Origin of the sequence: Paenibacillus sabinae T27 (assembly GCF_000612505.1) — a bacterium.
Taxonomy (GTDB): Bacteria; Bacillota; Bacilli; order Paenibacillales; family Paenibacillaceae; genus Paenibacillus_AQ; species Paenibacillus_AQ sabinae.
The window spans coordinates 4,151,765-4,177,026 of the sequence record NZ_CP004078.1 but is presented as its reverse complement, the minus strand read 5'-3'; the positions used below and the strand labels follow the sequence as shown (position 1 = coordinate 4,177,026).

Here is a 25,262-nt window from a genome sequence, read left to right as displayed (position 1 = left end):
GAATAGGGAGGCGTAACGCGGAAATGTCGGCAAAGCGCTATGACAGCGGGCAGCTCTACGAATTTGTGCAATCGGTTCTGATATCCTTGAATGTACCGGAGGAAGACGCCATCATTACGGCCGATTCTCTGATCCGTGCCGATCTGGAAGGGCACGGCAGCCACGGAATCAGCAGGCTGCCGGTCTATTCCCGGCGCATTCGGGAAGGGAGAATCAGCGCTTCGCCGGACATTGCCGCCGAGCGCCACGGCGCGGTGCTGACGGTGGACGGCGGGAACGGGCTGGGCCAGGTTGTCGCCATCCGGGCATTAAGGGCGGGCATTCCCGTTGCCCGGGAGCTGGGGATTGCAGCGGTATTCGTCCGCGGCAGCAATCATTTCGGGACGGCGGCTTATCTATGCCAGGAGGCCGCCAAGGAGAATATGGCGTCGATCGTCATGACCAACTCGCCGCCGGGCATTGCCCCTTGGGGAGGCCGGGCGGCCTTTCTCGGGACGAACCCGGTCGGGTTCGGGTTCCCGTCAGGCTCAGGAGACCGGCCGCCGATCGTCGCCGACCTGTCTTCCAGCATTGTCGCGCGGGGAAAGATTATGCAGGCGCAGAAGCAGGAGCAGCCGATCCCCGAAGGCTGGGCGATCGACAGCGAGGGCAGGCCGACCACCGATGCCGGAGAAGCGCTCAAGGGGGCGGTTCTTCCGCTGGGGGGAGCCAAAGGATATGCGCTGGCGCTCGCTGTGGAGATGCTGTGCGGCATCCTGACCGGGGCCTCCTTCGGCCCGCATATCGGGAACCTGTATAAGGAGGGCGACAAGAACGCGGATGTGGGACATGTAATCCTGCTGTTCTCGCCGGCCCGCTGGCTAGACATGGAAACTTATTTCGACTCCGTCTCGCGGTTTGCGGACGAAATCAAGCAGGTACCTTTGTCCCCTGGCGCGGAAGAGATTCTGCTTCCGGGAGAGCGGCGATTCCGTTCCGCGGGGAGGAACCGGCTGTCCGGCATATCCCTGCCGGATAATGTTGTAAGCGAATTGGAGGACCTGGCGGCGGTGGCTGGGGTTCCGTTTCCTCCGCAGCTCTCGCAGGGGGAAGAAGGAACGCAAAGGGGAAGTGAAGCATGAATATTGTGATTACGGAGTGGAACGCTCCGAATGGGCTGGAGCAGCTTAAGCAGGCAGGCCATCATGTCCACTATGATCCCGGTCTGTGGAATCGTCCAGAGCTGAGCGAAGCCGTCAAAACTGCGGATGCCCTGATTGTCCGCAACCAGACGCAGGTAGACGCGGCCCTGATCGAGGCGGCTCCCCGCCTGAAGGTGATCGGAAGACTCGGCGCAGGGCTGGACAATATCGATCTGGATGCTGCGGCCCGAAGGGATATCCCGGTGGTTACGGCAGGAAGCGCCAACGCTTCCTCAGTGGCCGAATACGTTATCGCGGCCATCTTTCATACCGCCCGGCGTCTAGGGGAGGCGGCGGACAGCGTACGTTCCGGGGGCTGGCTGCGGCAGCAGTTCACGCTGCATGAAATTGCAGGGAAGACGCTGGGGCTCATCGGCGTAGGTGAAATCGGCAGACGGACGGGAGCCAAGGCCAGCGCACTTGGGATGAAGGTTCTGGGCTTCGACCCCAGATTTGAGCAGAACGAAGATGCCGCCGATGAGGCGGGGATCATTCCCGCCGGCTTCAACCGGGTGCTGGCCGAAAGCGACTTTATCAGCCTGCACGTTCCGCTGCTTCCTTCGACCCGGGGACTGATCGGCGCTTCGGCCCTCAGTCAGATGAAGTCATCCGCCGTTCTCATCAATACATCGAGGGGAGGCGTAGTCGACGAGGAAGCTCTGGCTGCGGTGCTGTCCGCAAACAAGCTGGCCGGGGCCGTACTGGATGTGCTCAGTCAGGAGCCTCCCCTGAAGGACCATCCGCTGCTGGCGCTTCCGAGCTGCACGATCACGCCCCATATCGCCGGGCTGACGCAGGAGTCGCAGGAGCAAATATCGGAGATCGTATCGGCCGGAGTCATCTCCGCGCTGAGCGGACAGGCCGGGTAACGAAAGCGCAAGTCCGTGCCTGTTCTTACCGGGTTGCCAAATGCGCGCATGAACTTTATACTGAAGCAGTAATTCAATTCTTGCACTTTCCATCTCCCAAGGAGGATTTTTAATCATGGTGCATTACATCAGACTGCGTTTCCCTACTTTGAACCTGTAATCAAATACGTTCAAAGGCTCTGTTTGTGATACAGAGTAAACGGGATCAGTCTGTCCATTTTTAATGATCTTCTTTTGCCAGGGAGAATACCCCATACGAAAGAAGGGCGGATCATGCCGCCTTTCTTTTTTTTTATATTTTCTCTTTCTTCCGGACGGCAAGCGGAAGGTTGTTTGGCAATGGCTATCTTAAAGCTTCATCCGGCTCAGGCAGGATGGGGCTGTTTCCCTTTACTCTCAGATCACAGGCGGCTGCTTGTGATTTTTATTTTGAAGGGGAGACAAGGTATGAATGGAAGAACCAGAAGTGCTGCGCGCATAAAAGAAATGGAGCCGGCCTTTCAGTGCCCGATTTGCGGATGCCGGGTGGCGGTGATCGATGATAAAAGTTTGGTCTGCATCGAAAAGCATACGTTTGATTTTGCCAAACCGGGCTATCTCAACCTGTCGGTCCGTCCCGCAAAGGGGCATTACACGAAAGAATTGTTCGAGTCTAGACGCCGCATGATCACGGAATCGGGCCTGTACGCTCCGCTGCATGAAAGGTTGGCACGCATGATCAAGGAGCATACGCAAAGCGCTGCAATCCCCTGTACGGTCGCCGATTTGGGCTGCGGAGAAGGGTCGCATCTAGGGCGAATTTTGGAGGGCTGCGGCTGTCCGGGGATGACCGGAATCGGCCTCGATCTATCCAGGGAAGGCATCATCCTGGCCTCCAAGCGGTATGCCGAATCCATATGGATCGTGGGCGATCTGGCGCAATCCCCTCTCGCTGACGGGGCGGTCCAGGTGATTCTTAATATTTTGTCCCCGGCAAATTACAAAGAATTCAAGCGGATTCTGGCCCGGGATGGTCTCGTCATCAAAGTCCTGCCCCGCTCCGGTTATCTAAGGGAATTAAGACAAACGATATTCAAGGACAGCGAAAAAGGGATGTACCAAAACGACGGGGTAGCGGCGCTGTTCCAAAAGCATTTTCATGTGCTGGATACGGCAAGGCTCCATTACTCCAAAGAGCTGAGTACCGGGGAGCTTGCCGATCTGGTTCGCATGACTCCGCTTGCCTGGTCCTCGGGCAACAAGGAGATTGAAGCTTTTATCCAGCAGGATTCGGCGGAGATTACGATAGAGCTGGATATTTTAATCGGACGCATTCCAAAGCCTATTGACGGAAAAAACAAATTACCTTATATTTGAACTAACGGTCGTTAGTTAGTCTAATCGGAAGGACGGTTTCCATGAGCGTTTATGTGGATATATCGAATAAGGAAATTGTCAATGCTACCAAGAACCGGCTGATCGACATTGCCATCGGCGCCTTCTCGTTAAAAGGCTTCAGCGGGGTTTCCATCCGTGACCTGACCCGCGAGGCCGGGATCAAGGAAAGCTCGTTCTATAATCATTTCCGCAGCAAGGAAGAGCTTCAGGAGACGATCTTTGCCAACTTTCGCGTCAGCCTTGGGAAGATCAAGCCCCCGGTGGAACAGCTTGAGCATATCGCCAAGGCGATGCCGCTGAAGGACTTTTTAAGGCAGGTTTATCTGAATTTCCTGGATCATGTGCTGAGTCCGAAAATGGAGGAGATCTGGCGCATTCTGTATCTTGAACAGGTCCGCAACAAGGCGGCGCGTGAAATTTATCTGAATGAGCTGGTCGGAAGTTCGCTTTGGTTTATGGAGGCGGTGTTTGCCAAGTATATCGAATCCGGCAAAATCCCTCCGAGTTCCCCGGCGATGCTGGCGGCCGAGTATCAATATCCGGTGTTCAGTATGATCGCCGAATTTCTGCTGCTGCGTCTGGACGGAAAGGCCACGGACGATATCCGGAGGCGAATGGAGGAGCATATCGCTTTTTTTTGCAAGGCTTGCGGAAAATAAGGAGGAATCATGATGGTCTCGATTTACAGAAAGGGCGGCAGCCCGCAGCGGCTGGCCGAGGCGTATGACCGGACCGTGGGCTTGATGGGAACACCGGTGGAGTCGCGGCATGCCGTGACTTCCTATGGCCGGACGCATTATCTTGCGGCAGGACCGGCGGGTGCACCGGCGCTCGTCCTGTTCCACGGCTTCTGCTTCAGCTCGAGCGGATGGGTGGAGAATATCCGGGAGTTGTCTTCCGCCTACCGCGTATACGCAGTGGACCTCCCGGGCGATATCAATAAAAGCGAGCCCGAGCGCCTGATCCGCAGCAAGAAAGACTGCGCAGAATGGTTCGAAGAGCTGCTTCAGGCGTTCGGTATAGGGCACGCGCATATTGGCGGCCATTCCTATGGCGGCTTTGTCGCCATGATTGTGGCCTCTCTGCGGCCGTCCCTTGTTGACAAGCTGGTTATTCTGAGTCCCGGCGCGGGTGTGCTTCCGCAGAGCAGCCGTTTCTTTGTCCGCTGCATGCTTGCTGGCTTCCTCCCGTCGGAACGGCGGATCCATGCGCTGTTGGATGATATGACGGGCGAAGGGAACACCATCAATCCGATGCTGAGGCGTCAAGTTGTCGTCGCCTTGCAGAACGCGCTTCCGAAAGTCAAGCTGTTACCCTCCCTGCTGACGGATGACGAACTGAAGCGGATCACGGCGCCCGCCCTGCTTCTGATCGGCGATCAGGAGGTTCAGTATGATGCGGAGCGGGCTGTAAGCCGTGCCCGTGCGGTTATGCCCGATGTAAGGGCGCATGTCATCCGGGATGCAGGACATGGGCTGCCGCTGGAGAAGCCCGGGGAGGTTAACGGACTTATTCTCGATTTTCTCGGGGAAGCGCGGCTGATGAACGGCGTTGGTTGAACAATAATACAATCATAAAAAAAGAAGAGATCCTTTGGGCCGTGGAACGGCCTGACCGGATCTCTTTATTTACGCCCTTATCAGTTCAGCTTATGGTGCGGATGGGCCAAAACAAAGCGGCTCGAACATGATGAGAGGGAAGGGAGCCTAAGAGGCTCTCTTCCGAGGATGAATCAATGGCCGATTAAACAAACAGAGAACGGCTGATGATAACCAGCAGGATGAAGAGAACCAGGATGGCTCCAGTGCTGGTGAAAGGTGAGTATCCGTATCCGCCTCTTACTTCTTCGCTCATGTTCATTCCCCTTTCGGTGAAGTTGTGTTGTACTTGAGTACACCGTATACTATGTGCCGTGGTTGAAAGGGGTATGGGCCAATGCCGCCAAGACCTCAAAATTTAGAAACAGGGCTTCTGGATAACGATCATTCCCTAGTAAAAAAGAGTTAAAAAAGAGCTGCCTTACAGCGGTTGGAAACCGCTGCTGAGGCAGCTCTTGATATGCCGGAGGCTGGACTTTGGGCAATCGGTCAGGCTTGTTCGAGATCGCGAATGCCGGCGTACACCAGGTCGAACAAATCTTCCAGATTTTCTTCGGCGATACAGGAAAAAGCGATTCGCAGATCAGTGTCGCCGAGAGCAATCGTGCCAAGGCCGTAATTGTGGATCAGATGCTGGCGAAGCTCCTCCGCATTGACGGTACGAAGCTTCAGGCACATGAAATAGCCGGAATTGAACGGATAATACGTCCACACATCGTCTCCGTATTTTCCGCTGTCGAGCAGCGCCTTGACCTTGTTGGCCCGGCCCTTCATGATCCGGAATTTCTCTTCCTTCTGCTCCTCGAATGCCGGCGCCTTGAGAGCGTCAAGCACGAAGGTCTGCGATGGATGCGGACCGCTGGAAATAGTGGCCCGGATAATGCCGAGCGTCTTCTGCTCCAGAGCGGCCAGCACGTCCTTGTTCTCGGAAGCATAGGTGATGAAGCCTACGCGGAAGCCCCATACGTATTCTTCCTTCGTCGCGCCGTCGATCTTGACCGCAAGCACGCGCGGGTGCACGTTCGCCAGCTTGCCGAACAGTGATTCCTTGAGGGAATCCTCGAAGAAGAGCCCGAAATACGCGTCATCGCATACCGCAACCACATTGACGCCTGCTTCGGCCGCCTTTAGAATGGCGGCTACGATCGCGTCCCCTTCCTTTTGACCCGGTGTGTAGCCTGTCGGATTGTTCGGGAAGTTGAGCAGCACGATGGCTTTGCCCTTATCCTTCTGAGCCAGCAGTGCCTCAAGCAGGCCGTCGCTGTTGAAGGTCATATCTTCGGTGAACAGCGGGTAGGTAACCAGCTCCGCGTGCCGCCGGACGTTGAAGGTCAGCTCGTAGTTCTCCCAGTTCTTGTCGGGATAGACGACCGCGTCACCGGACTCGGCGAACAGGTCGGCGACAATGCTGAGCCCGTGGGTCAGCGCGTTGGTTACAATCGGATTGCCAAAGGATTTGCCTTCGAGCGAAGGGTTCTCCCGCAGCATTTTCTCGCGCCATACGGTACGCAGCTCGGGCTTGCCCGCAGGCGGAGCATAGCCGTACAGGTCCTTCGGAGCGAACGCGGAGAGCTTCTCCTGAATGACGCCCAGGTGCATCGGGCCGCCGTTCTCGGTGGCTATGCCGATCGTGGCGTTGTATTTCTTGGCATGAGCGGTCGCCTCGGCGGATTGGCTCAGAATGCCTACTTTTGGAAAATAGATTTCTCTGCCGAGAGTGGACAGCATGTCATATACATGCTCGTTTCCGGCTTTAATGCTTTCATTTAATTGTCCAGCCTGTGGATTCATCGGTTTCATCCTTCCGGTTAACTTTGAAATCGCAGCGTCTTGCAGTCGGAGTTAGTGTGTTAACATTGCCTAACATTATATCATCTGCGATACGGGACAGTCACTTCGGATTATCGGTTTTTTCTAAAAGTTTTTGGGATAATTTTAAGGGGTTTGTTAAACGTTCACACAGCAAAACGGGGACAGCCCGCGTAAGGCGGACTATCCCCGGTAATACTTGCCTACCCGAGCCACTTATGAGGAGTGGTACGGACAGAATTTTTTCATCATTTCAACGGTTTCGGCATCCCGCTCCCCGCCTCTGGCCTCAAGCCCGCTGATAACGGCGCTGCGGTCTTCTTCCTTCAGATTTTGCCCAAACTTGAACTTAGCGGTAATTTCTTCCGGAACGATCCGCACGACGGCGACCGCTTTAAGCTGGGGGCGGTACTTCGGGTTTTCCGCGTCAATGGGGTCGTACCCGCCCTCCGGTTGAAGCTTCTGCATGAACTTTTCCATCGCTGCCGCTTTTTCGCTTAAATCGGTTACGATCTCGGCCGTGCCAAAGGCGGTGACGCTTTTGAAATAGGCGGTGGCCGGACAGGCCATTTGGGGGTCGGTAAAATACGAAGGAATCAGGGCGAACTCGTCCGCTACGGTGAAACAGACCTTGTCCATCTCGCGGATCGCCTCCATCTTGCCTCCGGCATGGCTGCCGTGGAAATAAAAGCATCCTCCAATATACACGAAATTAAGCGGGGTGACGCGCGGACGGCCCTGTTCATCAATCGTGCCAAGAAAGCCAAAGCTCATTTCATTAAGAAAGGCTTCCAGTTCTTCTTCCTGCTCGACCTTAAATTCTTTTCTTCTCATCATGCAAGCGCTCCTTCCAAGCTGTTTAGAAATGGTTAACCAACAGCATAACAGGAGATTGACAAGAAAAAAGGGCCCATTTACATTATTTTTATTGGTCCACTTGAATGGAGGAGACAACTATGTACGGCATCCCGATCGTAAATTTTGACGAATATCTGGCTGAATACCGCTATAAGTATCTGGCGCTGTATCACGCGCTCCGGACCGCGATCCTGAGCGGGGATTTGCCGGGAGGCACACGCCTTCCGTCCACGCGCAAGCTGGCCGCTTTATTCGACCTGTCCCGGGGATCGGCAGCTCAGGTGTACGATATGCTCGCCGCCGACGGCTACGTGAAATCGGAGACGGGACGGGGTACCTTCGTGTCCGGGGACGGCTCGGGCTTCACTGCGGAGAGCGGGCGGCCGGTGGAGAGAACGGCGGGACGCGCGGAAGCTGGCACGGGACTGGCCCAGGGCGGGGCTGGGCTGGCGGAGCGCTCCCGCGAATCGGGGCCAGGCGGCGCATCCGCCGGTGAAGGCCGGGCGGCGGACATCCCGCTGTCCGCCTGGGCCCGGCGGCTTGCGGCGCAGCCGCCTGCAAGGGAAGAAGCCGCAGAGGGCGGCTCGATAATCAGCTTCCGCAGCCCCGGAATGCCGATGGAGCATTTCCCTTACGCGGAATGGCGCAGCGCGCTGTCTCATGCCGGAGGCCGGAGCGGCGGTGCGCTCGGCGTCTCCGCGCCGCCGGAAGGGGACGCGGGACTGCGGCGGGCGATTGCCGCGCATCTGCGGATTACTCGCGGCATCCGCGCTGAAGCGGAGCATATCGTGACGTTCAGCGGCTCCATGCAGGGCATCGTCCTGCTGACCCAGCTGCTGCTGGACGGCGGGGGCCGGGCCGTGGTCGAGGACCCCGGCTTTCACGGCATCCGCCGCGCTGTCGAGATCTCCGGCGGCGCGGCCGTTCCGGGCCCAGTCGACGGCAGCGGCCTTGTGCCGCAGGACTGGGAGGCCCGGCTGCTGTTCGTGACGCCGAGCCGCCAATATCCCACGGGCGCCGTCCTGCCGCTGGAACGGCGGCGGAGGCTGCTGGAATGGGCGGCCTCCCGGCGGGCGATCATTATCGAGGATGATTACGACAGCGAGTTCCGCTGGTCCGGCCGCCCCATCGAGCCGCTGAAGGCGCTTGACCGGGAGGAGCGCGTCGTATACATCGGCTCCTTCTCCAATACGATGTTCGCCGGGCTTCGCATCGGCTACGCCGTCCTGCCTCCTTCTCTGGTGGCGCCTGCGGCGGCTGCGAAGGCGCTGTACGAGCCGCATCCCGCCGGCCTTCTGGAGCAGCGGGCGCTGGCCCGCTTCATGTCGCTCGGCAATTACGCCCGCCATATCAGGCGCATGACGCGCCTCTATGGCGAACGCGGACGCCTGCTCCGCGAGCTGCTGGCCGGACTGCCGGGCGGTCTGTTTCATCTTCAGCCCGGCGACGCGGGGCTGCATATCTACGCCCGCTGGCTTCGGGGCGAAGAGGAATTCGTACGCTTTCAGGCGGCGGCCAAGCGGCGGGAAGTCGATTTTAGGGACGCCGCCTGTTACCGGATTGCGTCCGGCGAGCCTGCCGCCTGCTTCGCTTTTTCCCATCTGGACAAACCGGAGCTGACTGAAGGGGTAAGGCGGCTTGCGCTGGCCTGGAACGATGTGCAAAATGAAGTGTGAAAAGGTATGATTAGGATAAACGATTTAATGATGAAGGAGGGAACAAGGATGCTGAATGCATCGCCTTCCTCTTTTGTCATCCTTCCCGCCTTGGCCAAAATCGTCTGCGAGCCGGGTTGGAAATGGCAGAAAAGGGAGAAGCCGCTCCCCAATTACGACTTGTTCTACGTCTGGAGCGGCGAAGGAACGGTTGTGCGCAACGGCACAGCCTATGAGGTCGGCCCGGGAAGCTGTTTCCTGTTTCGTCCGGGAGACCATACAAGCGCAAAGCATAACCCGCAGAAACCCCTTGTGCTTACATACATTCATTTTGATGTTAAGGAGCCTGTCACCGATATCCCGGAGCCTTACCGCAAGCTGACCGAGACGGTGGAGTTCGAGCACCTGCTGGCGCGCTACGTCCGGCTGTTTCTGGTGAAGACCTTCGCCGCAGAGGAAGAAGGCCAGCTCATTCTCAAGCAGATCATGATCAACCTGCTGCGGGAAGACCGGGCGAAGCCGGTGGAACGCAGCGTCAGCAACCAGCTCGCCGAGGTTATTCACGAGGTTGCGAATTACATCAGCCAGCATCCCGGGGTCGCCCACCGCGTCGAGGAGCTGGCCGCCCGGGCCGGGCTGTCGCCCCGTTATTTTTCCATAAAATTCAAAGAATTAATCGGCTCCTCCGTGCAGTCGTATGTCATCCGCACCCGGATCGAACGGGCCCAGCATCTGCTGCTGTACGCGGGTATGAACGTGACGGAGGTGGCGGACGCGCTCGGATACCGCGACATTTTCTTTTTCAGCCGCCAGTTCAAGCAGCATACGGGAAAGAGCCCTTCGGAAATCCGCTAAAATGAGGTTTCGCCGGCGGAGCTCCAGGGTAAATACGTTCCGGGTACAGCTTGCAAAGCTCATCGGGAATTACAAATGAAATTGAACCGAAGGCGCTTTTCCAAGGTCTTCGGTTTTTGACATTTCCCCCGGAACATAAGGCGGCTTAGGCTGAAATTTGTACGAAATGGACAAGATGAGCAGATGGGATTCAAACGGAATATGGGAGGAGAACGCGCATGTATGAAATCGTGCTGATACGTCATGGGGAGAGCGAATACAACCGCCAGAATCTGTTTACCGGCTGGAGCGATCCGGATCTGACGGAGAAGGGGATACATGAGGCCAGGGAAGCGGGCAAAATGCTCAAGGAAGCTGGGTATACGTTCGACCTCGCCTTTGCCTCGGTCCTCAAGCGTTCCATCAAGACGCTTCATCTGGTTCTGGAAGAGCTGGATCTGCTGTGGATTCCCGTGCAGAAATCGTGGAAGCTGAATGAACGGCATTACGGCGCGCTGCAGGGGCTCAGCAAGTCGGAGACGGCGTTAAAATACGGCGACGAGCAGCTGCAAATTTGGCGCCGCAGCCTGTCGGTCCGCCCGCCGATGCTGGAGCCGGATGATCCGCGCTATGCCCGAAACGACCGGCGTTACCAGGAGGTGCGTCCCGGCGACATCCCCCGCGGCGAAAGCCTTGAGGATACGGTTCACCGGGTCGGCGACTTCTGGGGAAACCGGATTGTGCCGCTTGTCCGCAAGAAGGAGCGGGTGCTGATTTCGGCGCACGGCAACACGTTGCGGGCGCTGATCAAGTATATGGAGGATATTGACGAGACCGCACTGCTGCACCTCAATATTCCGACCGGCATTCCTCTCGTCTACGAGCTGGACGACGATGTAAAGCCCATCCGCCGGTTCTATCTCGGGGAGCCGGAGAAGGTGGAGGCCAAGGCCCGCGAGGTGGCGAATCAGGGGAAGGTAAGCGAGTAAAGAAGGACGGAGCAAGTAAGCAAATGCCGCCGTATAAGCATAACAGAGGAGAGACGGGGAGCTTCCCCGCTTTCCTGACCTGTGTGATAAAAAGTAATCAGCCCGGCCGAACGACGGATTTCCATCCTGTCAATTCTGCCGGGCTGATTCGATTTGATGACCTATTCCGGCGGCCGCAGGAATCCGAGCAGCTCGCCCATTTTTACTTTCATGCCGGGCTCAAGTCCCGGGCGGGGAGTGAAAATGCCGCTTTCGGCCAGCAGGACCACCGTCGAGCCGAACTCGAAGTATGCGAGGTCCTCGCCGATTGTCCACGCCCGCTTGCTTTCGCCTGAATAGTGAATGCCGCTGACGTTCATTGCGCCAACCTTCACGACGGCCACTTCGCCATATTCGTGGTCAATATAAGTAATGAGCCGCTCGTTGCGGCACAGCACGCCTTTCATATGCCGCATGCCGAATTCATTGACGGGATAGCAGCGCCCGCGAATATAGTCGCTCTCCGCCAATTTTCCGGTAACGGGAGAATGAATGCGGTGATAATCGGTCGGACTTAAATACAGCACGAAAAAAAAGCCCTTCTTATAAAGCTCCTGGTGAGGAGAGTGATTGAGCAGCTCCTCCAATTTATAATCCTGCCCTTTTACATTCAAGATCGTTCCCGAAGAAATGCCGCCCATCGCCGTAATCATCGCGTCAACGGGGCTGGCCACAGCGTCCGTCTCTACTGCGACGGTCCGCATACCCGGCTTCAGCCTCCGGCTGAAGAACTCGTTGAGTGTGGCGTATTCGCCGGGTTCTTTTTCCGCCTCCGAGGCGGGAATCTGATAAGTCCGGATAAATGCCGGGATAAGCACGCGGCTGATCCTGCTGTGGGAAAAAGAGCCCATCATACGGGAAATCCATCTGTGCGAGGACAGCTCGGTCATCAGCCGCAGCAGTCGTTTAACCATGCCTTGTCTCCCTTCCGTCATGCAGCGGCCGCGGGTAGCTGAAGACCCGCCCGCTCTGCATTATATTGACATAGAATAGAAGACAAATCAATAACGTTATTGCATCGCTCCGCCGTCCAGCAAGTAGCGGGCATATCCCATGGGACGCCGGTAGCTCTCCTTCCAGATCTCCGGCAGCCCCGCCTTGTAGAATCCGTACCGCTGGTCCCGTCCGTTGCATTCGATGAAAAATAGCTCGCCGTCCTGTGTAACCGCGATGTCGAGCCCGAGATCGGCCAGCCCCGGCAGGCTGCTCTCCAAGCTGCGCGCTACCGCAAGGGCGAGTGCCGCGGCCGACATGCGGTAGTGGGCGGCAGCACGGCTAGGAAAGGCCTGCTCCAGCGCCAAAGCGGCCTCCACCGCTTCTCCGCCGCGGGCGATATTGGAGACGAAGCTGCCGGGAGACGCCAGCTTGGCGAACAGTCCGGTGACGGCCCATTCACCGCCCCAGCCGCGCTGGACCGTGACCCGGAGGTCAAAGGGTCTTCCAGCCGCCTCCGCAAGCGGAATCCGTTCCTGAACCAGATAAGTTCCGGTGTCCATCAGGTTCACAAGAGCAAAGGGGAGCCGGGAGGGAGAGATATTCGCCTTCATCATCCGGTGGTTATGCAGATAATTCAAGATCCAGTCTTCATTGTCATCGCGTTTCAAGCGCATAATCCCTTTTCCGACGCTTCCCCGGCGGGGCTTCAGAATAAGATCCGAGTGACGCTTCATCATCTGTTCCAGCCCCTCGGTGCCCGCCTCTGTATCGGGAAGATGGCGGCGAAGCCCCGAATCGAGCTCAAGCAGCCGGTGAATCTCATCTTTGCCGTACCTGCTCTGCCGGTTGAACACCTTCACCCCGTAGGCGGTCAGCTGTTCGGTTCCGGTGCTTCCAACAGCGTAAATGGCACGGTTATGGATGACTTGGGGAATCGGCAGGAGCATTTTTTTATAACCGCGGGGGCCCTTGATATAAGCGGCGCAATATCCGTAAACGGGATTGATGTCCGATAGCTTCATATAACAGGGGGTCAGGCCGTAGGCGGCTGCGGCTTCTTCATAGCAGGCAAGGGACTCCCATCCCGTCCTGCCCCGGGGAATCCCCCGGTGTGCAGCGGCATTAAGCAGTATACCGACGAGTCGTTGCCCCATTAATCGATCCCTCCCAGTTAATCATCCTCGCCCTGCCGTTTAACGGGCGGCGCAGCCTTTCTTCTTGCCTTTTCTTTCAGAATATGTGAATAGCGGCCTATCAGGGTGGACGAATGAGCGAGTGACAGAAGCCCTTTTTCACTTTCCTCCCGGATTCCGGCAGCTGGGCATGCCCCAACAATTCCTCCGATGCAAGAAAGCCGGATGCGTAAAATCGCGGCTTAGTTGGCGTTCGGGAGGGGAGAAGGGTGTCATTCGCCCGGTTTCGTGCATATGATGCTTAGGCGAAAACACAGCGGAGGGAGGGACTGCTAGTGAGCAGATCCAGAAAGAAGCTGCCGGTTAAGTCGAAGAAACGGCTTTATTTTGTGGATAACCCGAATATCAAGGAAATAAGTATATTGGATGACGGGGAAGAGCAGTCGTGGAAGGTCGATACGGTAAGTGTTGAAAAAGCAATAGCTCCGGCTGTCAAGACGGAAGCGGAAGAGGAGAAAGAGGCGCTGGCACTGCACTCCTCGGCCGCCGCCGAGCCTGTGGAAATCCTTAACGAGCAGGCGGAGACGGTCTCCGAGACCATTCCGGAGACAGCTCCCGAGATCAAACCGGAGACAGTTCCCGAGATCAAACTGGAGGAGGCTCCCGAGATCAAGCCGGAGATCGAGCCTTTTGCCGTGAAGCTGGAGAAAGAGAAGCGGCAGGTGTATACCGATGATCTGTCGGACGGAGCGGTAACGGGACCGAAAATCGCTCCGCGAAGCATCGATGGTTCGAAGCTGAAGCCCGGCATCATCGGCGCTCCGTGGCTGCAGGACTATGCGGTCCAGTCCATTCATATCGCGGACAAGGCGATTACTTCGGTCAAGATCGCGCCGGAATCCGTGTCTGGCGTTCATCTGGCCGAGGGCAGCGTGTCCGGCGGCAAGCTGCTCGACCACTCCATCGGCGGCGAGAAGCTGAAGGAGGGCAGCATCGGCCCCGAGAAGCTGGCCGATCGGCTGATCGATGCCAGCAAGATCGCCGAGCGGTCGATTGAAAGCCGCCATTTAAGCGAGTGCATCATCACCACCGAGCTTCTGGAGGAAGGCGCCGTCACCGGAGACAAAATCCAGAGCGGTTCGATTGGCATCCGGCATCTGGCGAGCGGCCTGATTGACCGTTCCAAGCTGGCCGACGGCTCCGTCGGCGGAGATATCATCGAAGATGGATCGATCAACGGCGCGAAGATCGAGGATGGAGCCATTGGGGCCCACCATTTGGGAGAAGGCATTGTCGGAGCGAAGCATCTTGCGCCGGGAGCCATCGGCCCGGAGCAGCTCACCGGCCGGGTGATCGGAAGCGAACAGCTGCAGCTCGGCAGCATCGTCAGCAGCCATCTGGCCGAAGGCGCAGTCGGCGAGAGAGAGCTTGGCGCAGAGTCAGTACAGGGTTCGCATCTTGCGCCGGACAGCGTCTCCGAAGGACACATCGCCAGTGGAGCCGTAACGGGCCGCCATCTGGCAGACCGGAGCATAACGTACACCAAGCTGGCTGAAGGCGCGATCGGTACGGCGCAGCTTGTGGAGCAGGCGGTCACTTCATCCAAGATTGCCGATCAGAGTATAATCGGGCACAAGCTTGCCGATGAGTCCGTGGGAACCCGGCATATCGCCAAATCGGCCGTGCGCAGTTCGCAGCTTGCGCCTCAGGCCGTAGGCTCCGCCCATATTCAGCCTGAAGCGGTGGGAGAAGAACAGCTTCGGGCCGGTACGGTAGGGGCGCCGCATCTCAAGGACGATTCGGTGCATTCCCGGCATCTGGCGGCCGGAGCCGTTACAGGCGGAGAGCTCGCCGGGGAAGCGGTGGGCACGGGACACCTGCGCGCCCAGAGCGTTACCGCCGCCAAGCTTGCGGACGGCAGCGTGGTTGCAAGCAAGCTGGCGCCTGGCGCGATTGGAGACTACGCTATTGCGCCAGGAGCGGTTAGCGGTGAGCATATTGCGTTGTGCGCGGTGGAAGAGAAGCATTTTGCCGATTCCAGCGTCAGCGCCCGCGTGCTCCAGGACGCTGCCGTGGATGGCGAGCATTTGGCTGCTGGAGCGGTAGACAGCCGGCATTTGCGGAAGAACAGCGTAGCACCGGTTGCCATTCAGCCGGGATCGGTGTCGGGGGAGAAGCTGGCGGAAGGCGCGGTAAAAGATATCCACATTGCCGCTGAAGCGGTCCAGCCCCATCATCTGGCGGATCATGCAGTCACTTCACTCAAGCTGTCGCCTGAAAGCGTGACGAGCGACAAGCTCAGCGACCTTGCGGTAACCTCCGCCAAGCTCGCGGACGGCAGCGTCACTTTCGCCAAGCTAGCCGAAGCCGCCGTTGAAGCCGAGCATCTGGCGAAAGACGCGGTAGGGAAGGAAGCGATCGCCCCTGGCTCGATTTACTCGGAGCATTTGTCCCCCAGCATTATCGGCGGCGAACATATCCGCTCCTTGTCTGTCGGAGTTAGCCATCTTCTGCCGGGCTCGATATCGTTCGTCCAGCTTCAGGACGGCAGCGTCACGGCCAGCAAGATTGATGCAGGAGCTGTGCACTCCGACCATTTGGCTGCGGAATCCGTCGCCGGAGAGCATCTGGCGGACAGCTCTGTGGAAGGCCGCCATATTGCGGCGGGCGAAATTACACTTGAGCATCTGGCTGCGGAAGTGCGCTCGCAGGAGCTGCTGCCCGACGGATCGATTGGCGGCAGTAAGCTGGCGCCAAAGAGCATCGGCAGCGACAGACTGGCGACAGGGGCAGTAGGCGGAGCGGAGCTTCAGGACGAAGCGGTGGACGGCTCGAAGATCGCCTCCCTCTCCATCCAGTCCCGCCACCTGGAGGAAGAGAGCGTGCAAAGCCATCATCTTGCCGCGGAAGCCATCCAGCCTCATCATCTGGCGGAACATGCGGTCACCTCGCTCAAGCTGTCGCCCGAAAGCGTGACGAGCGACAAGCTCAGCGACCTCGCGGTAACTTCCGCCAAGCTCGCGGACGGCAGCGTCACTTCCGCCAAGCTGGCCGCATCCGCCATACAGCCGAAGCATCTGGCGGCAGGCTCGGTAGGGAAAGATGCAATCGCGGCAGGCACGCTTCGCTCGGAGCATTTGTCCCCCGACGTGATCAGCGGCGAGCATATCCGTTCTCAGTCTGTCGGAGTAAGCCATCTCCAGCCGGATTCGGTCTCCTGGGTCCAGCTTCAGGACGGCAGCGTCACCGCTGGCAAGCTTGGGGCAGGAGCCGTCCACTCGGAGCATTTGGCCCCGGGGTCCATCACAGACGAACAGCTGGCCGAAGGCGCAGTACAAGGCCGCCATATTGAAGAGGGCGAAATCACGCTCCGGCATTTGGCTGAGGAGGTACGATCCCCGGAGCTGCTGCCCGACGGCTCGATTAACGGAAGCAAGATTGCGCCTGGCAGCATCGGCAGCGGCCTGCTGGCGGCAGGCGCGGTAGGCGGAGCAGAGCTTCAGGACGAAGCGGTGGACGGCTCGAAGATTGCTCCGTTCTCGGTCCAGTCCCGTCATCTGGAGGAAGAGAGCGTACAAAGCTATCACCTGGCCCCATCTTCTGTCGGCAGCCAGCATCTGGAGCCATCGGCCGTTCAGCCGGGGCATCTGGCGGCAGGCGCGGTCGAAAGCCGCCATATTACGGCGGGCGGGGTGACGCTGGAACATTTGTCGGCCGAGGTTCGCTCCTCGGAGTTATTACCTGACAACTCCATCACCGGAAGCAAGCTTGCGACGAGAAGCATCAGCGGTGACAGGCTGGAGGGAGGAGCGGTAGGCAGAGCGGAGCTTCATGACGAAGCGGTGGACGGCTCGAAGATCGCCTCTCATTCCATCCAGTCCCGTCATCTGGAGGAGGAGAGCGTACAGAGCACCCATCTGGCAGCCGAAGCGGTTCAGCCCCATCATCTGGCTGATCATTCGGTCACCTCGCTCAAGCTGGCACCGGGGGGCGTGACAAGCGACAAGCTCGGAGACCTCGCGGTAACTTCCGCCAAGCTTCGGGACGGCAGCGTCACTTCCGCCAAGCTGGCCGATGCTGCTGTTCAATCGAAGCATCTGGCGGCGGGCGCGGTAGGATCGGCAGCGATCGCGGCGGGAGCGCTCCAGCCGGAGCATCTGTCCCACGATATGATCGGCAGCGAGCATATCCGCTCCCAGTCCGTCGGCTCCGGACATCTTCTGCCGGACTCCGTCGCTTCCGTCCAGCTTCAGGACGGCAGCGTTACCGCCGACAAGCTCGGGGAAGGAGCCGTCGGTTCCGGGCATTTAGCCGAGGAATCCGTTACCGGAGAGCATCTGAGGGACGGCTCGGTGGATAGCCGCCATATTGCGGAGGGCGCAATTACACTGGAGCATCTGGCAGTGGAGGTCCGCTCTTCGGACCTGCTGCCCGACGGCTCGATTACCGGCAGCAAGCTGGCGCCGAAGAGCATCGGCAGTGGCTTGCTGGCGGAAGGCGCCGTAGGGGGAGCCGAGCTTCATGACGAAGCGGTGGACGGCTCGAAGATTGCCCCATTCTCCATCCACTCCCGTCATCTGGAGGAAGAGAGCGTACAGAGCTACCATCTGGCTCCCTCTTCGGTCGGAAGCGAGCATTTGGAGGCATCGTCGATCCAATCGGAACATTTGGCGGACGGCTCTGTGGAAAGCCGCCATATTGCGGCGGGCGGAATTACGCTTGAGCATCTGGCAGCGGAGGTTCGCTCTTCGGACCTACTGCTTGAGGGTTCGATCACCGGAAGCAAACTGGCGCCGAATAGCATTGGCAGTGGCCTGCTGGCAGAAGGCGCCATAGGGGGAGCTGAGCTTCAGGATGAAGCGGTGGACGGCTCGAAGATCGCCCCGTTCTCCATCCACTCCCGCCATCTGGAAGAGGCGAGTGTGCAGAGCCATCATCTTGCCGCTGATACAGTTCAGCCCCATCATCTTGCGGATCATGCGGTTACCTCGCTTAAGCTGTCGCCTGAGAGCGTGACGAGCGATAAGCTTGGCGATTTAGCGGTAACGACCTCCAAGCTCGCGGACGGCAGCGTCGATTCCGCCAAGCTGTCCGTATCGGCTGTTGAGTCCGAGCATTTAGCGCCGGGCTCAGTAGGGAAGGAGGCCATCGCGCCGGGCGCGCTTCAGCCGGAGCATTTGTCCCCGGGCATTGTTGGCGGTGAGCACATCCGCTCCCAGTCCGTCGGCTCCGGTCATCTTCAGCCGGACTCGGTCTCGTCCGCCCAGCTTCAGGACGGCAGCGTCACCGCCGGCAAGCTTGGGGCAGGGACTGTTCGTTCAACGCATTTGGCTGCCGAAGCTGTCAAGGGAGAGCATCTGGCGGAAGGCTCGGTAGAAGGCCGCCATATAGCCGCGGGCGGGATTACGCTTCAGCATCTGTCGGCCGAGGTGCGTTCCTCGGAGCTGCTGCCCGATGGCTCAATTAACGCAAGCAAGCTTGCCCCGAAGAGCATCGGCAGTGACCAACTGGCCGAAGATGCGGTGGGGGGTGAGCAGCTTCAGGAAGAAGCGGTGGACGGCTCGAAGATTGCCCCGTTCTCCATTCAGTCTCACCATCTTGAGGAAGGTATCGTGCAGAGCTACCATCTGGTCGCCGAGGCAGTCCAGATCCATCACCTCGCGGATCAATCGGTTACCTCGCAGAAGCTGTCATCTGAGAGCGTAACAAGCGACAAACTCGGCGGCAGCGCAGTCACGGCCGAGAAGCTCGCGGACGGCAGTGTCCATTCCGCCAAGCTGGCCGATGCAGCCGTTCAATCGAAGCATCTGGCGGAAGGCTCGGTAGAAGGCCGCCATATAGCCGCAGGCGGGGTTACGCTTCAGCATCTGTCGGCTGAGGTGCGCTCCTCGGAGCTGCTGCTGGATGGCTCGATTGCCGCAAGCAAGCTGGCCCCGAAGAGCATCGGCAGTGACCAGTTGGCCGAAGATGCGGTAGGGGGCGAGCAGCTTCAGGAAGAAGCGGTGGATGGCTCGAAGATTGCCCCGTTCTCCATCCAGTCTCACCATCTCGAGGAAGGCAGCGTGCAGAGCTACCATCTGGCCGCCGAAGCGGTTCAGCTCCACCACCTCGCGGATCAATCGGTTACCTCGCAGAAGCTGTCATCTGAGAGCGTAACAAGCGACAAACTCGGCGGCAGCGCAGTCACGGCCGAGAAGCTCGCGGACGGCAGCGTCCATTCCGCCAAGCTAGCGTCATCGGCCGTTCAATCGGAGCATCTGGCGGACGGCTCGGTAGAAGGCCGCCATATAGCCGCAGGCGGGGTTACGCTTCAGCATCTGTCGGCCGAGGTACGCTCCTCGGAGCTGCTGCTGGATGGCTCAATTGATGCAAGCAAGCTGGCCCCGAAGAGCATCGGCAGTGACCAGCTGGCCGAAGGTGCGGTAGGGGGCGAGCAGCTTCAGGAAGAAGCGGTGGACGGCTCGAAGATTGCCCCGTTCTCCATCCAGTCTCACCATCTCGAGGAAGGCAGCGTGCAGAGCTACCATCTGGCCGCCGAAGCGGTCCAGCTCCGTCACCTCGCGGATCAATCGGTTACCTCGCAGAAGCTGTCACCTGAGAGTGTAACAAGCGACAAACTCGGCAGCAGCGCAGTCACGGCCGAGAAGCTCGCGGACGGCAGTGTCCATTCCGCCAAGCTGGCCGATGCAGCCGTGCAATCGGAGCATTTGGCAGACGGCGCGGTAGAAGGCCGCCATATAGCCGCAGGCGGGATTACGCTTCAGCATCTGTCGGCAGAAGTACGCTCTTCGGAGCTGCTGCTGGATGGCTCAATTAACGCAAGCAAGCTGGCCCCGAAGAGCATCGGCAGTGACCAACTGGCCGCAGGTGCGGTGGGGGGCGAGCAGCTTCAGGAAGAAGCAGTGGACGGCTCGAAGATCGCTCCGTTATCCATTCAGTCTCACCATCTCGAGGAAGGCAGCGTGCAGAACTGCCATCTCGCCGCCGAAGCGGTTCAGATCCATCACCTCGCGGATCAATCGGTCACCTCGAAGAAGCTGTCACCTGGAAGTGTAACAAGCGACAAACTCGGCGGCAGCGCAGTAACGGCCGAGAAGCTTGCGGACGGCAGCGTCCATTCCGCCAAGCTGGCCGATGCCGCCGTTCAATCGAAGCATCTGGCGGACGGCTCGGTAGAAGGCCACCATATCACCGCAGGCGGGATTACGCTTCAGCATCTTTCGGCTGAGGTGCGCTCTTCGGAGCTGCTGCTTGATGGCTCGATTGCCGCAAGCAAGCTGGCCCCGAAGAGCATCGGCAGTGACCAGTTGGCCGAAGGTGCGGTAGGGGGCGAGCAGCTTCAAGACGAAGCGGTGGACGGCTCGAAGATTGCCCCGTTCTCCATTCAGACCCGTCATCTGGCGGAAGAGAGCGTACAGAGCTATAACCTTGTGCCCTGCTCCGTCTATGGCGAACACCTGGCCGCATTGGCCGTTCAATCTGAACATTTGTCGGATGACTCGGTGAAAGGCCGCCATATTGCGGCGGGCGAGATTACGCTTCAGCATCTGTCTGAGGAGGTTCGTTCTCCGGAGCTGCTGCCGGGTGGCTCGATTGACGGAAGCAAGCTTGCACCAAAGAGCATCGGCAGTGACCAACTGGCCGAAGGTGCGGTAGGCGGATCGCAGCTTCTGGACGAAGCGGTGGACGGCTCGAAGATCGCTCCGTTCTCCATTCAGTCCAGCCATCTGGCAGAAGAGAGCGTACAGAGCCAGCATCTTGCTCCATCCTCCGTCGGGGGAGAACAACTGATGCGGGAAGCGGTGAGCCCCGAGCATCTGACCTTCAATCCGGTGCGGAGCGCGGGTAACCGGTCGACGCTTCAGCAGTTTGGAATGTCCGCGTTCTTGTTCGCTGCAGGCTCGGATACCGTGGATGTCACCGTGACCTTCGATGAGCCATTCGGCCACACAGGCTATGTAATTGTCGCCATGACCAACCAGCCCTTCTTCTATGTTTCATTAAAAAGCAGGGGAAGCGCAGATGCCGTACTTCAGGTTGTTCGTCTGCGCGAAACTCAGCAATTCTACGGTGTCATTTCCTGGATTGCGATCGGTGCCCCTGCGGCGAAGCCCGCTCCTGAGGACCGGTTATACGATTAAGGTTATGGTATCGCCTATAACATCCGGATTATCGAAATCCCGGTTTCCCCATTGAAAAATAACGAAAAGCGCAGCCAAGAGACTGCGCTTTTTCTTTATAGATTTCACGTATATCCCCTTTCTCAGAGTCCGCTGCCGTTCATTCCGAATTGGCCGGAATATTGACAAACGTAGACGTTGGCCGTTCCAGGCGGCAGCTGGTTACATACACTGTGATGAACCCCGCCCCGGGGGAATGCTTGCTAGGAGGATGATTGTGCATGAAGCGAATAATAAAGCGCTCCCGCCCCTCCCGGCGCAGTACTGTACGCCGTGCGGCCCGGACTCATAAAGCCGCATACTCCGGGAATCATCCCGAGCCGATCGTGTCCGTTATCATTCCGGCAATGAATGAAGCGGGCACGATTGCAGCGGCCATCAAGGAAGCAAGAAAAGTCGATTTGCGATGTGAAGTCATCGTTGTGGTTAACGGTTCCTCTGATGGCACCGCAGAAATTGCCGCGTCCTGCGGAGCGCGCGTGATAACCTATGCGGAGCCGCTGGGACACGATGTCGGCCGCAGCGTAGGGGCGGAGTCGGCGAAAGGTGACATTCTTTTGTTTACGGACGGCGATCTGGTCATTCCGGCTTCACAGCTTCGTCCTTTCAAGGCGGCTGTAAGCAGGGGAGCAGACATCGCTTTGAACGATTATTCCGGACCGGTTCACCGTTCCCGTCCCCATCCGGTTGTGCTCTCCAAGCATACGCTCAATATTCTGCTGGGCCGTCCGGAACTGAAGGGCTGCTCGATGACGGCAGTTCCGCACGCGCTAAGCCGCAAGGCTTTGGAAACGCTCGGCAGCGGGATATTGTCCTCTCCGCCGATGGCGCAGGCGATGGCTGTTCTGAAAGGCCTTAAAATAGAAGCAGCGTATAAGGTACCCGTCGGGAGAATGAACGTTATCCGCCCCAAGACGAACGGGACCGATCCCTTGCAGCAGATTATTGTCGCGGATCATCTCCGGGCGATTTCTCTGGTGCTGGAAAGCAGGGGCGAGAGAGCCGGATTCAGCGACGGGACTCGGCGGAGGGAAATGGTGAGGTGATAGACTCATGAGAATTGGAATTCATCCGAAGCCTGCCAGCAGGTCCAAGGCTTCCGCTTCAGGGCGAAAAAGCGTCTTGCAGGGACCTGCAAAGCTGCAAAAGACTCGTATCCGAAAAGTCCTTAGCAGCGTTAGAACTCCAGGACCGGTTCGACCCTCCGGAAGAACCGCCGGACGAAGCTCCGGGAAAACGGCATGGATTCGGCCGGCGCTGAACAGGAAGCTGTCGGTCATTATTAGCGCATGCAATGAGGAAACGACGCTGGGAGCGGTGCTGAAAGAAGCGGAACGGCTGAAGCCGGAGGAGATCATCGTCGTACTGAACGGCTGCGTCGATAACAGCTTCCGGCGGGCGCGGAAGTCCGGCATGGCCACCATCGTCCACTGTCCGGAGGCAGCGGGTCATGATATAGGGCGGGCGATTGGCGCAAAGCTCAGCCGGGGCGACATCCTGCTGTTCCTTGATGGCGATATGGCCATCCCCGCTCCGGAGCTGTATCCTTTCGCTGCGGCCGTAGACCAGGGAGCGGATGTGGCGCTTAATAACCTGAATCCGCTGCTTCCGGTATTCGGAGAATGCGATGACGTGACCCGCTGCAAAATGTTTCTGAACACAGCGCTTGGCCGGGAGGATCTGGGTTCCGGTTCCATGACTGCCGTACCGCATGCGCTTTCCCGCAGGGCATTGGAGCTTATCGGCCCCCAGACGCTAGCGGTCCCCCCCAAGGCCCAGGCGGCCGCCATTATGCAGAAGCTTTGCATCAAGACTGCGGGCACGGTTAATGTCATCAAGCGGAACCGGATTCGAAAAGGGAATACGGGGGCGGGTAACGGCGTGGAACAATTGATTATCGGCGATCATGCCGAGGCGCTTGCGGAAGGGTTCGCCCGCGGCGAGACGGGGCTGCTCTGGCGAGAGAGCGGGACGGACAGCCGCCGCTTGCTTGCGGCATGGAGGAACGGAATATGACGCGAACCAGTATTATTATTCCGACCTTTAACGGACTGAGGCTGCTCCGGAACTGCGTGGAGGCCATTCGCGGGCATACGGCGGAGCCTTACGAACTGATCGTTGTGGATAATGCCTCCAGCGACGGCACGGCGGAATACTGCCGCAGAGAAAAGATCGCCTTCATCTCCTTACCCGCCAACGCCGGGTTTCCGGCCGCCTGCAATCACGGCCTTCAGCTGGCATCAGGGGACGAACTGCTGCTTCTCAATAATGATGTCATTGTTTCTAAGGGGTGGTTGACTAATCTGAAGGCAGCCTTGTACAGCGCTCCATATATAGGCATTGTCGGTCCCGTGACCAATTATGCCAGCGGCAGGCAGCAGATAAGCACCGGTTATTCGGACATTGCCGGGTTCCATGCGGCGGCGGAGACGGCGAATATTTCCGATCCCTCCAAATGGAGCGAGACGACCCGGCTGGTCGGCTTATGCTTTTTATTCAAAAGGGAAGTGTTCACAAAGGTAGGTCTATTCGATGAAAGATTTTCGCCGGGGCATTTCGAGGACGACGATTATTGCATGCGCGCACGTCTTCAGGGCTACCGGCTGCTGATCGCCGGGGACTGCCTGGTGCATCATGAGGGGAGCGCCAGCTTCAAGGAGGTTTACCGTTCCGGCTGGAAAGAGCTGATTGAGCGCAATCGCGGACTATATATGGACAAATGGGGGGTCGACCCCGGGCAGTTTATTTGAAATCCCGGAAATGATAAGCTGCGCACTACATGTGAAGGAGGAATGGGCTTTGAAAGGAGTCATACTGGCAGGCGGTATGGGAACGAGGCTGTATCCGCTGACCCGGATGATGAACAAGCATTTGCTGCCGGTAGGCAAATATCCGATGATCTGTTACGGTCTCGACCGGCTGCGAAAGGCTGGCATCACCGACATTCTCCTTGTAATCAGCAGGCAATCTGCCGGAATGTATACCGAATTCCTGGGAAGCGGCGCCGAGTTCGGCGTGTCCCTGACCTATAAAATCCAGGAAGCCGCCGGCGGAATCGCCGAGGCGCTGGAGCTTGCCAAAGATTTTATTTTGCCTGGAGAGCGGTTTGTCGTGCTGCTTGGAGACAATTTATTCACGGAGGATCTTACACCTTATGTGAGCAGTTATCTCAGGCAGCCGGAGGGAACCGCCAAGGTGCTGCTTAAACCGGTGGAGGATGCGCGGCGATACGGCGTTCCCGTCTTCGACAGCGCAGACTCAGCCTGGATTGCCCGCATCGAAGAAAAACCGAAACAACCGAAGACGAGCTACTGCGTAACGGGAATCTATATGTACGACAAGGCCGTGTTCGATATCATCCGGCAGATTTCTCCTTCCCGGAGGGGGGAGCTTGAGATTACCGACGTGAACAACCTGTATGCGGCTGACCGCAAGCTGAGCTATGATGTGCTCAAAGGATGGTGGAGCGATGCAGGCACGTTCGAATCCCTGCGCGAAGCGGGGGAGAAGCTGAAAGACGCGCTGCCGTAACGGCGGCGTTTTTTTAAGATTAAAGAAAGCTTGAAAGGGCACCAATCGGTGCTTTTTTTAAAATATCAGAAAGTATAAGCTTCGCGCTTATCCTTAACCTGATATTTTTACGAGAAACGGATGCCTTCCTCTTCCAGAGGACGGCGAAGCCGTTTCTTCTTATAATATAAAAATGTCCAAGCTGTCCGCTCTAACTCTACATTCCAGAGATGCCGTGACGTTCCGCGGAGTTTTACATACTTTGTGATTGAAATCACTATCCCTCCATGTGGC

General features: G+C 58.2%; 18 protein-coding genes. 13 read left to right on the top strand and 5 right to left on the bottom strand.

Going from position 1 to position 25,262, the window contains the following annotated elements; all coding sequences use genetic code 11:
• Nucleotides 1-23: 23 nt before the first annotated feature.
• The 5 genes from PSAB_RS19165 (at nt 24) to PSAB_RS19145 (ending at nt 4,986) form a co-directional block, all read left to right on the top strand.
• Nucleotides 24-1,121, top strand: a complete 1,098-nt coding sequence (locus tag PSAB_RS19165) for an Ldh family oxidoreductase (RefSeq protein ID WP_025336204.1) — start codon at nt 24-26, stop codon at nt 1,119-1,121.
• Nucleotides 1,118-2,050 (top strand): hydroxyacid dehydrogenase, encoded by a 933-nt coding sequence (locus tag PSAB_RS19160; RefSeq protein ID WP_025336203.1) that lies wholly within the window; start codon nt 1,118-1,120, stop codon nt 2,048-2,050. Before PSAB_RS19165 ends, PSAB_RS19160 begins: the two co-directional genes overlap by 4 nt.
• Nucleotides 2,051-2,497: 447 nt before the next feature.
• Nucleotides 2,498-3,406: a putative RNA methyltransferase gene (locus tag PSAB_RS19155; protein WP_025336202.1), complete on the top strand. Its 909-nt coding sequence runs from the start codon at nt 2,498-2,500 to the stop codon at nt 3,404-3,406.
• 41 nt (nt 3,407-3,447) lie between these two features.
• Nucleotides 3,448-4,086, top strand: a complete 639-nt coding sequence (locus PSAB_RS19150) for a TetR/AcrR family transcriptional regulator (protein ID WP_025336201.1) — start codon at nt 3,448-3,450, stop codon at nt 4,084-4,086.
• Nucleotides 4,087-4,095: 9 nt separating this feature from the next.
• Nucleotides 4,096-4,986 carry an alpha/beta fold hydrolase gene (locus tag PSAB_RS19145; protein ID WP_226991726.1) on the top strand — a complete coding sequence of 297 codons (891 nt, stop codon included), beginning with the start codon at nt 4,096-4,098 and terminating at the stop codon, nt 4,984-4,986.
• Nucleotides 4,987-5,170: 184 nt separating this feature from the next.
• On the opposite strand, the gene PSAB_RS26220 is transcribed toward PSAB_RS19145, so the two are convergent.
• From PSAB_RS26220 to PSAB_RS19135, 3 genes are all read right to left on the bottom strand, one after another.
• Nucleotides 5,171-5,281 (bottom strand): YjcZ family sporulation protein, encoded by a 111-nt coding sequence (locus tag PSAB_RS26220; RefSeq protein WP_226991725.1) that lies wholly within the window; start codon nt 5,279-5,281, stop codon nt 5,171-5,173.
• A gap of 233 nt (nt 5,282-5,514) precedes the next feature.
• Nucleotides 5,515-6,816: an aminotransferase class I/II-fold pyridoxal phosphate-dependent enzyme gene (locus PSAB_RS19140; protein ID WP_025336199.1), complete on the bottom strand. Its 1,302-nt coding sequence runs from the start codon at nt 6,814-6,816 to the stop codon at nt 5,515-5,517.
• A 234-nt stretch (nt 6,817-7,050) separates the two neighbouring features.
• A complete protein-coding gene (locus tag PSAB_RS19135) occupies nt 7,051-7,668 on the bottom strand; it encodes a pyridoxamine 5'-phosphate oxidase family protein (RefSeq protein WP_025336198.1) in 618 nt (205 codons plus the stop codon).
• A 122-nt stretch (nt 7,669-7,790) separates the two neighbouring features.
• Here PSAB_RS19135 and PSAB_RS19130 point away from each other — a divergent pair, with 122 nt between their 5' ends.
• The 3 genes from PSAB_RS19130 (at nt 7,791) to gpmA (ending at nt 11,170) form a co-directional block, all read left to right on the top strand.
• Nucleotides 7,791-9,368, top strand: a complete 1,578-nt coding sequence (locus PSAB_RS19130) for an aminotransferase-like domain-containing protein (RefSeq protein ID WP_025336197.1) — start codon at nt 7,791-7,793, stop codon at nt 9,366-9,368.
• 48 nt (nt 9,369-9,416) lie between these two features.
• Nucleotides 9,417-10,202: an AraC family transcriptional regulator gene (locus PSAB_RS19125; RefSeq protein WP_025336196.1), complete on the top strand. Its 786-nt coding sequence runs from the start codon at nt 9,417-9,419 to the stop codon at nt 10,200-10,202.
• Between the two features lie 218 nt (nt 10,203-10,420).
• On the top strand, nt 10,421-11,170 hold the full coding sequence (gene gpmA, locus PSAB_RS19120; protein ID WP_025336195.1) for a 2,3-diphosphoglycerate-dependent phosphoglycerate mutase: 750 nt from the start codon (nt 10,421-10,423) through the stop codon (nt 11,168-11,170).
• Between the two features lie 161 nt (nt 11,171-11,331).
• On the opposite strand, the gene asd is transcribed toward gpmA, so the two are convergent.
• Together asd and PSAB_RS19110 are read right to left on the bottom strand one after the other, a co-directional pair.
• Entirely contained in the window at nt 11,332-12,123 is a 792-nt protein-coding gene (asd, locus tag PSAB_RS19115) for an archaetidylserine decarboxylase (protein ID WP_025336194.1), read from the bottom strand.
• A 96-nt stretch (nt 12,124-12,219) separates the two neighbouring features.
• Nucleotides 12,220-13,299 carry a YheC/YheD family protein gene (locus PSAB_RS19110; protein WP_025336193.1) on the bottom strand — a complete coding sequence of 360 codons (1,080 nt, stop codon included), beginning with the start codon at nt 13,297-13,299 and terminating at the stop codon, nt 12,220-12,222.
• 314 nt (nt 13,300-13,613) lie between these two features.
• Here PSAB_RS19110 and PSAB_RS19105 point away from each other — a divergent pair, with 314 nt between their 5' ends.
• The 5 genes from PSAB_RS19105 (at nt 13,614) to PSAB_RS19085 (ending at nt 24,989) form a co-directional block, all read left to right on the top strand.
• Nucleotides 13,614-21,419, top strand: a complete 7,806-nt coding sequence (locus tag PSAB_RS19105; protein ID WP_025336192.1) for a WIAG-tail domain — start codon at nt 13,614-13,616, stop codon at nt 21,417-21,419.
• A gap of 260 nt (nt 21,420-21,679) precedes the next feature.
• Nucleotides 21,680-22,504: a glycosyltransferase family 2 protein gene (locus PSAB_RS19100; RefSeq protein ID WP_025336191.1), complete on the top strand. Its 825-nt coding sequence runs from the start codon at nt 21,680-21,682 to the stop codon at nt 22,502-22,504.
• Between the two features lie 7 nt (nt 22,505-22,511).
• On the top strand, nt 22,512-23,474 hold the full coding sequence (locus tag PSAB_RS19095) for a glycosyltransferase family 2 protein (RefSeq protein WP_025336190.1): 963 nt from the start codon (nt 22,512-22,514) through the stop codon (nt 23,472-23,474).
• Nucleotides 23,471-24,208, top strand: a complete 738-nt coding sequence (locus tag PSAB_RS19090) for a glycosyltransferase family 2 protein (protein ID WP_025336189.1) — start codon at nt 23,471-23,473, stop codon at nt 24,206-24,208. Before PSAB_RS19095 ends, PSAB_RS19090 begins: the two co-directional genes overlap by 4 nt.
• Nucleotides 24,209-24,257: 49 nt before the next feature.
• On the top strand, nt 24,258-24,989 hold the full coding sequence (locus PSAB_RS19085; RefSeq protein ID WP_025336188.1) for a sugar phosphate nucleotidyltransferase: 732 nt from the start codon (nt 24,258-24,260) through the stop codon (nt 24,987-24,989).
• Nucleotides 24,990-25,262: the final 273 nt, after the last annotated feature.

Bases quoted from the DNA above. Each gene is read 5' to 3' on its own strand.
- PSAB_RS19145 (WP_226991726.1), top strand. From the start codon at position 4,096: ATGATGGTCTCGATTTACAGAAAGGGCGGCAGCCCGCAGCGGCTGGCC.
- PSAB_RS19165 (WP_025336204.1), top strand. From the start codon at position 24: ATGTCGGCAAAGCGCTATGACAGCGGGCAGCTCTACGAATTTGTGCAA.
- PSAB_RS19155 (WP_025336202.1), top strand. From the start codon at position 2,498: ATGAATGGAAGAACCAGAAGTGCTGCGCGCATAAAAGAAATGGAGCCG.
- gpmA (WP_025336195.1), top strand. From the start codon at position 10,421: ATGTATGAAATCGTGCTGATACGTCATGGGGAGAGCGAATACAACCGC.
- PSAB_RS19140 (WP_025336199.1), bottom strand. From the start codon at position 6,816: ATGAATCCACAGGCTGGACAATTAAATGAAAGCATTAAAGCCGGAAAC.
- PSAB_RS19095 (WP_025336190.1), top strand. From the start codon at position 22,512: ATGAGAATTGGAATTCATCCGAAGCCTGCCAGCAGGTCCAAGGCTTCC.
- PSAB_RS19150 (WP_025336201.1), top strand. From the start codon at position 3,448: ATGAGCGTTTATGTGGATATATCGAATAAGGAAATTGTCAATGCTACC.
- PSAB_RS19110 (WP_025336193.1), bottom strand. From the start codon at position 13,299: ATGGGGCAACGACTCGTCGGTATACTGCTTAATGCCGCTGCACACCGG.
- PSAB_RS19100 (WP_025336191.1), top strand. From the start codon at position 21,680: ATGAAGCGAATAATAAAGCGCTCCCGCCCCTCCCGGCGCAGTACTGTA.
- PSAB_RS19125 (WP_025336196.1), top strand. From the start codon at position 9,417: ATGCTGAATGCATCGCCTTCCTCTTTTGTCATCCTTCCCGCCTTGGCC.
- asd (WP_025336194.1), bottom strand. From the start codon at position 12,123: ATGGTTAAACGACTGCTGCGGCTGATGACCGAGCTGTCCTCGCACAGA.
- PSAB_RS26220 (WP_226991725.1), bottom strand. From the start codon at position 5,281: ATGAGCGAAGAAGTAAGAGGCGGATACGGATACTCACCTTTCACCAGC.
- PSAB_RS19130 (WP_025336197.1), top strand. From the start codon at position 7,791: ATGTACGGCATCCCGATCGTAAATTTTGACGAATATCTGGCTGAATAC.
- PSAB_RS19160 (WP_025336203.1), top strand. From the start codon at position 1,118: ATGAATATTGTGATTACGGAGTGGAACGCTCCGAATGGGCTGGAGCAG.
- PSAB_RS19090 (WP_025336189.1), top strand. From the start codon at position 23,471: ATGACGCGAACCAGTATTATTATTCCGACCTTTAACGGACTGAGGCTG.
- PSAB_RS19135 (WP_025336198.1), bottom strand. From the start codon at position 7,668: ATGAGAAGAAAAGAATTTAAGGTCGAGCAGGAAGAAGAACTGGAAGCC.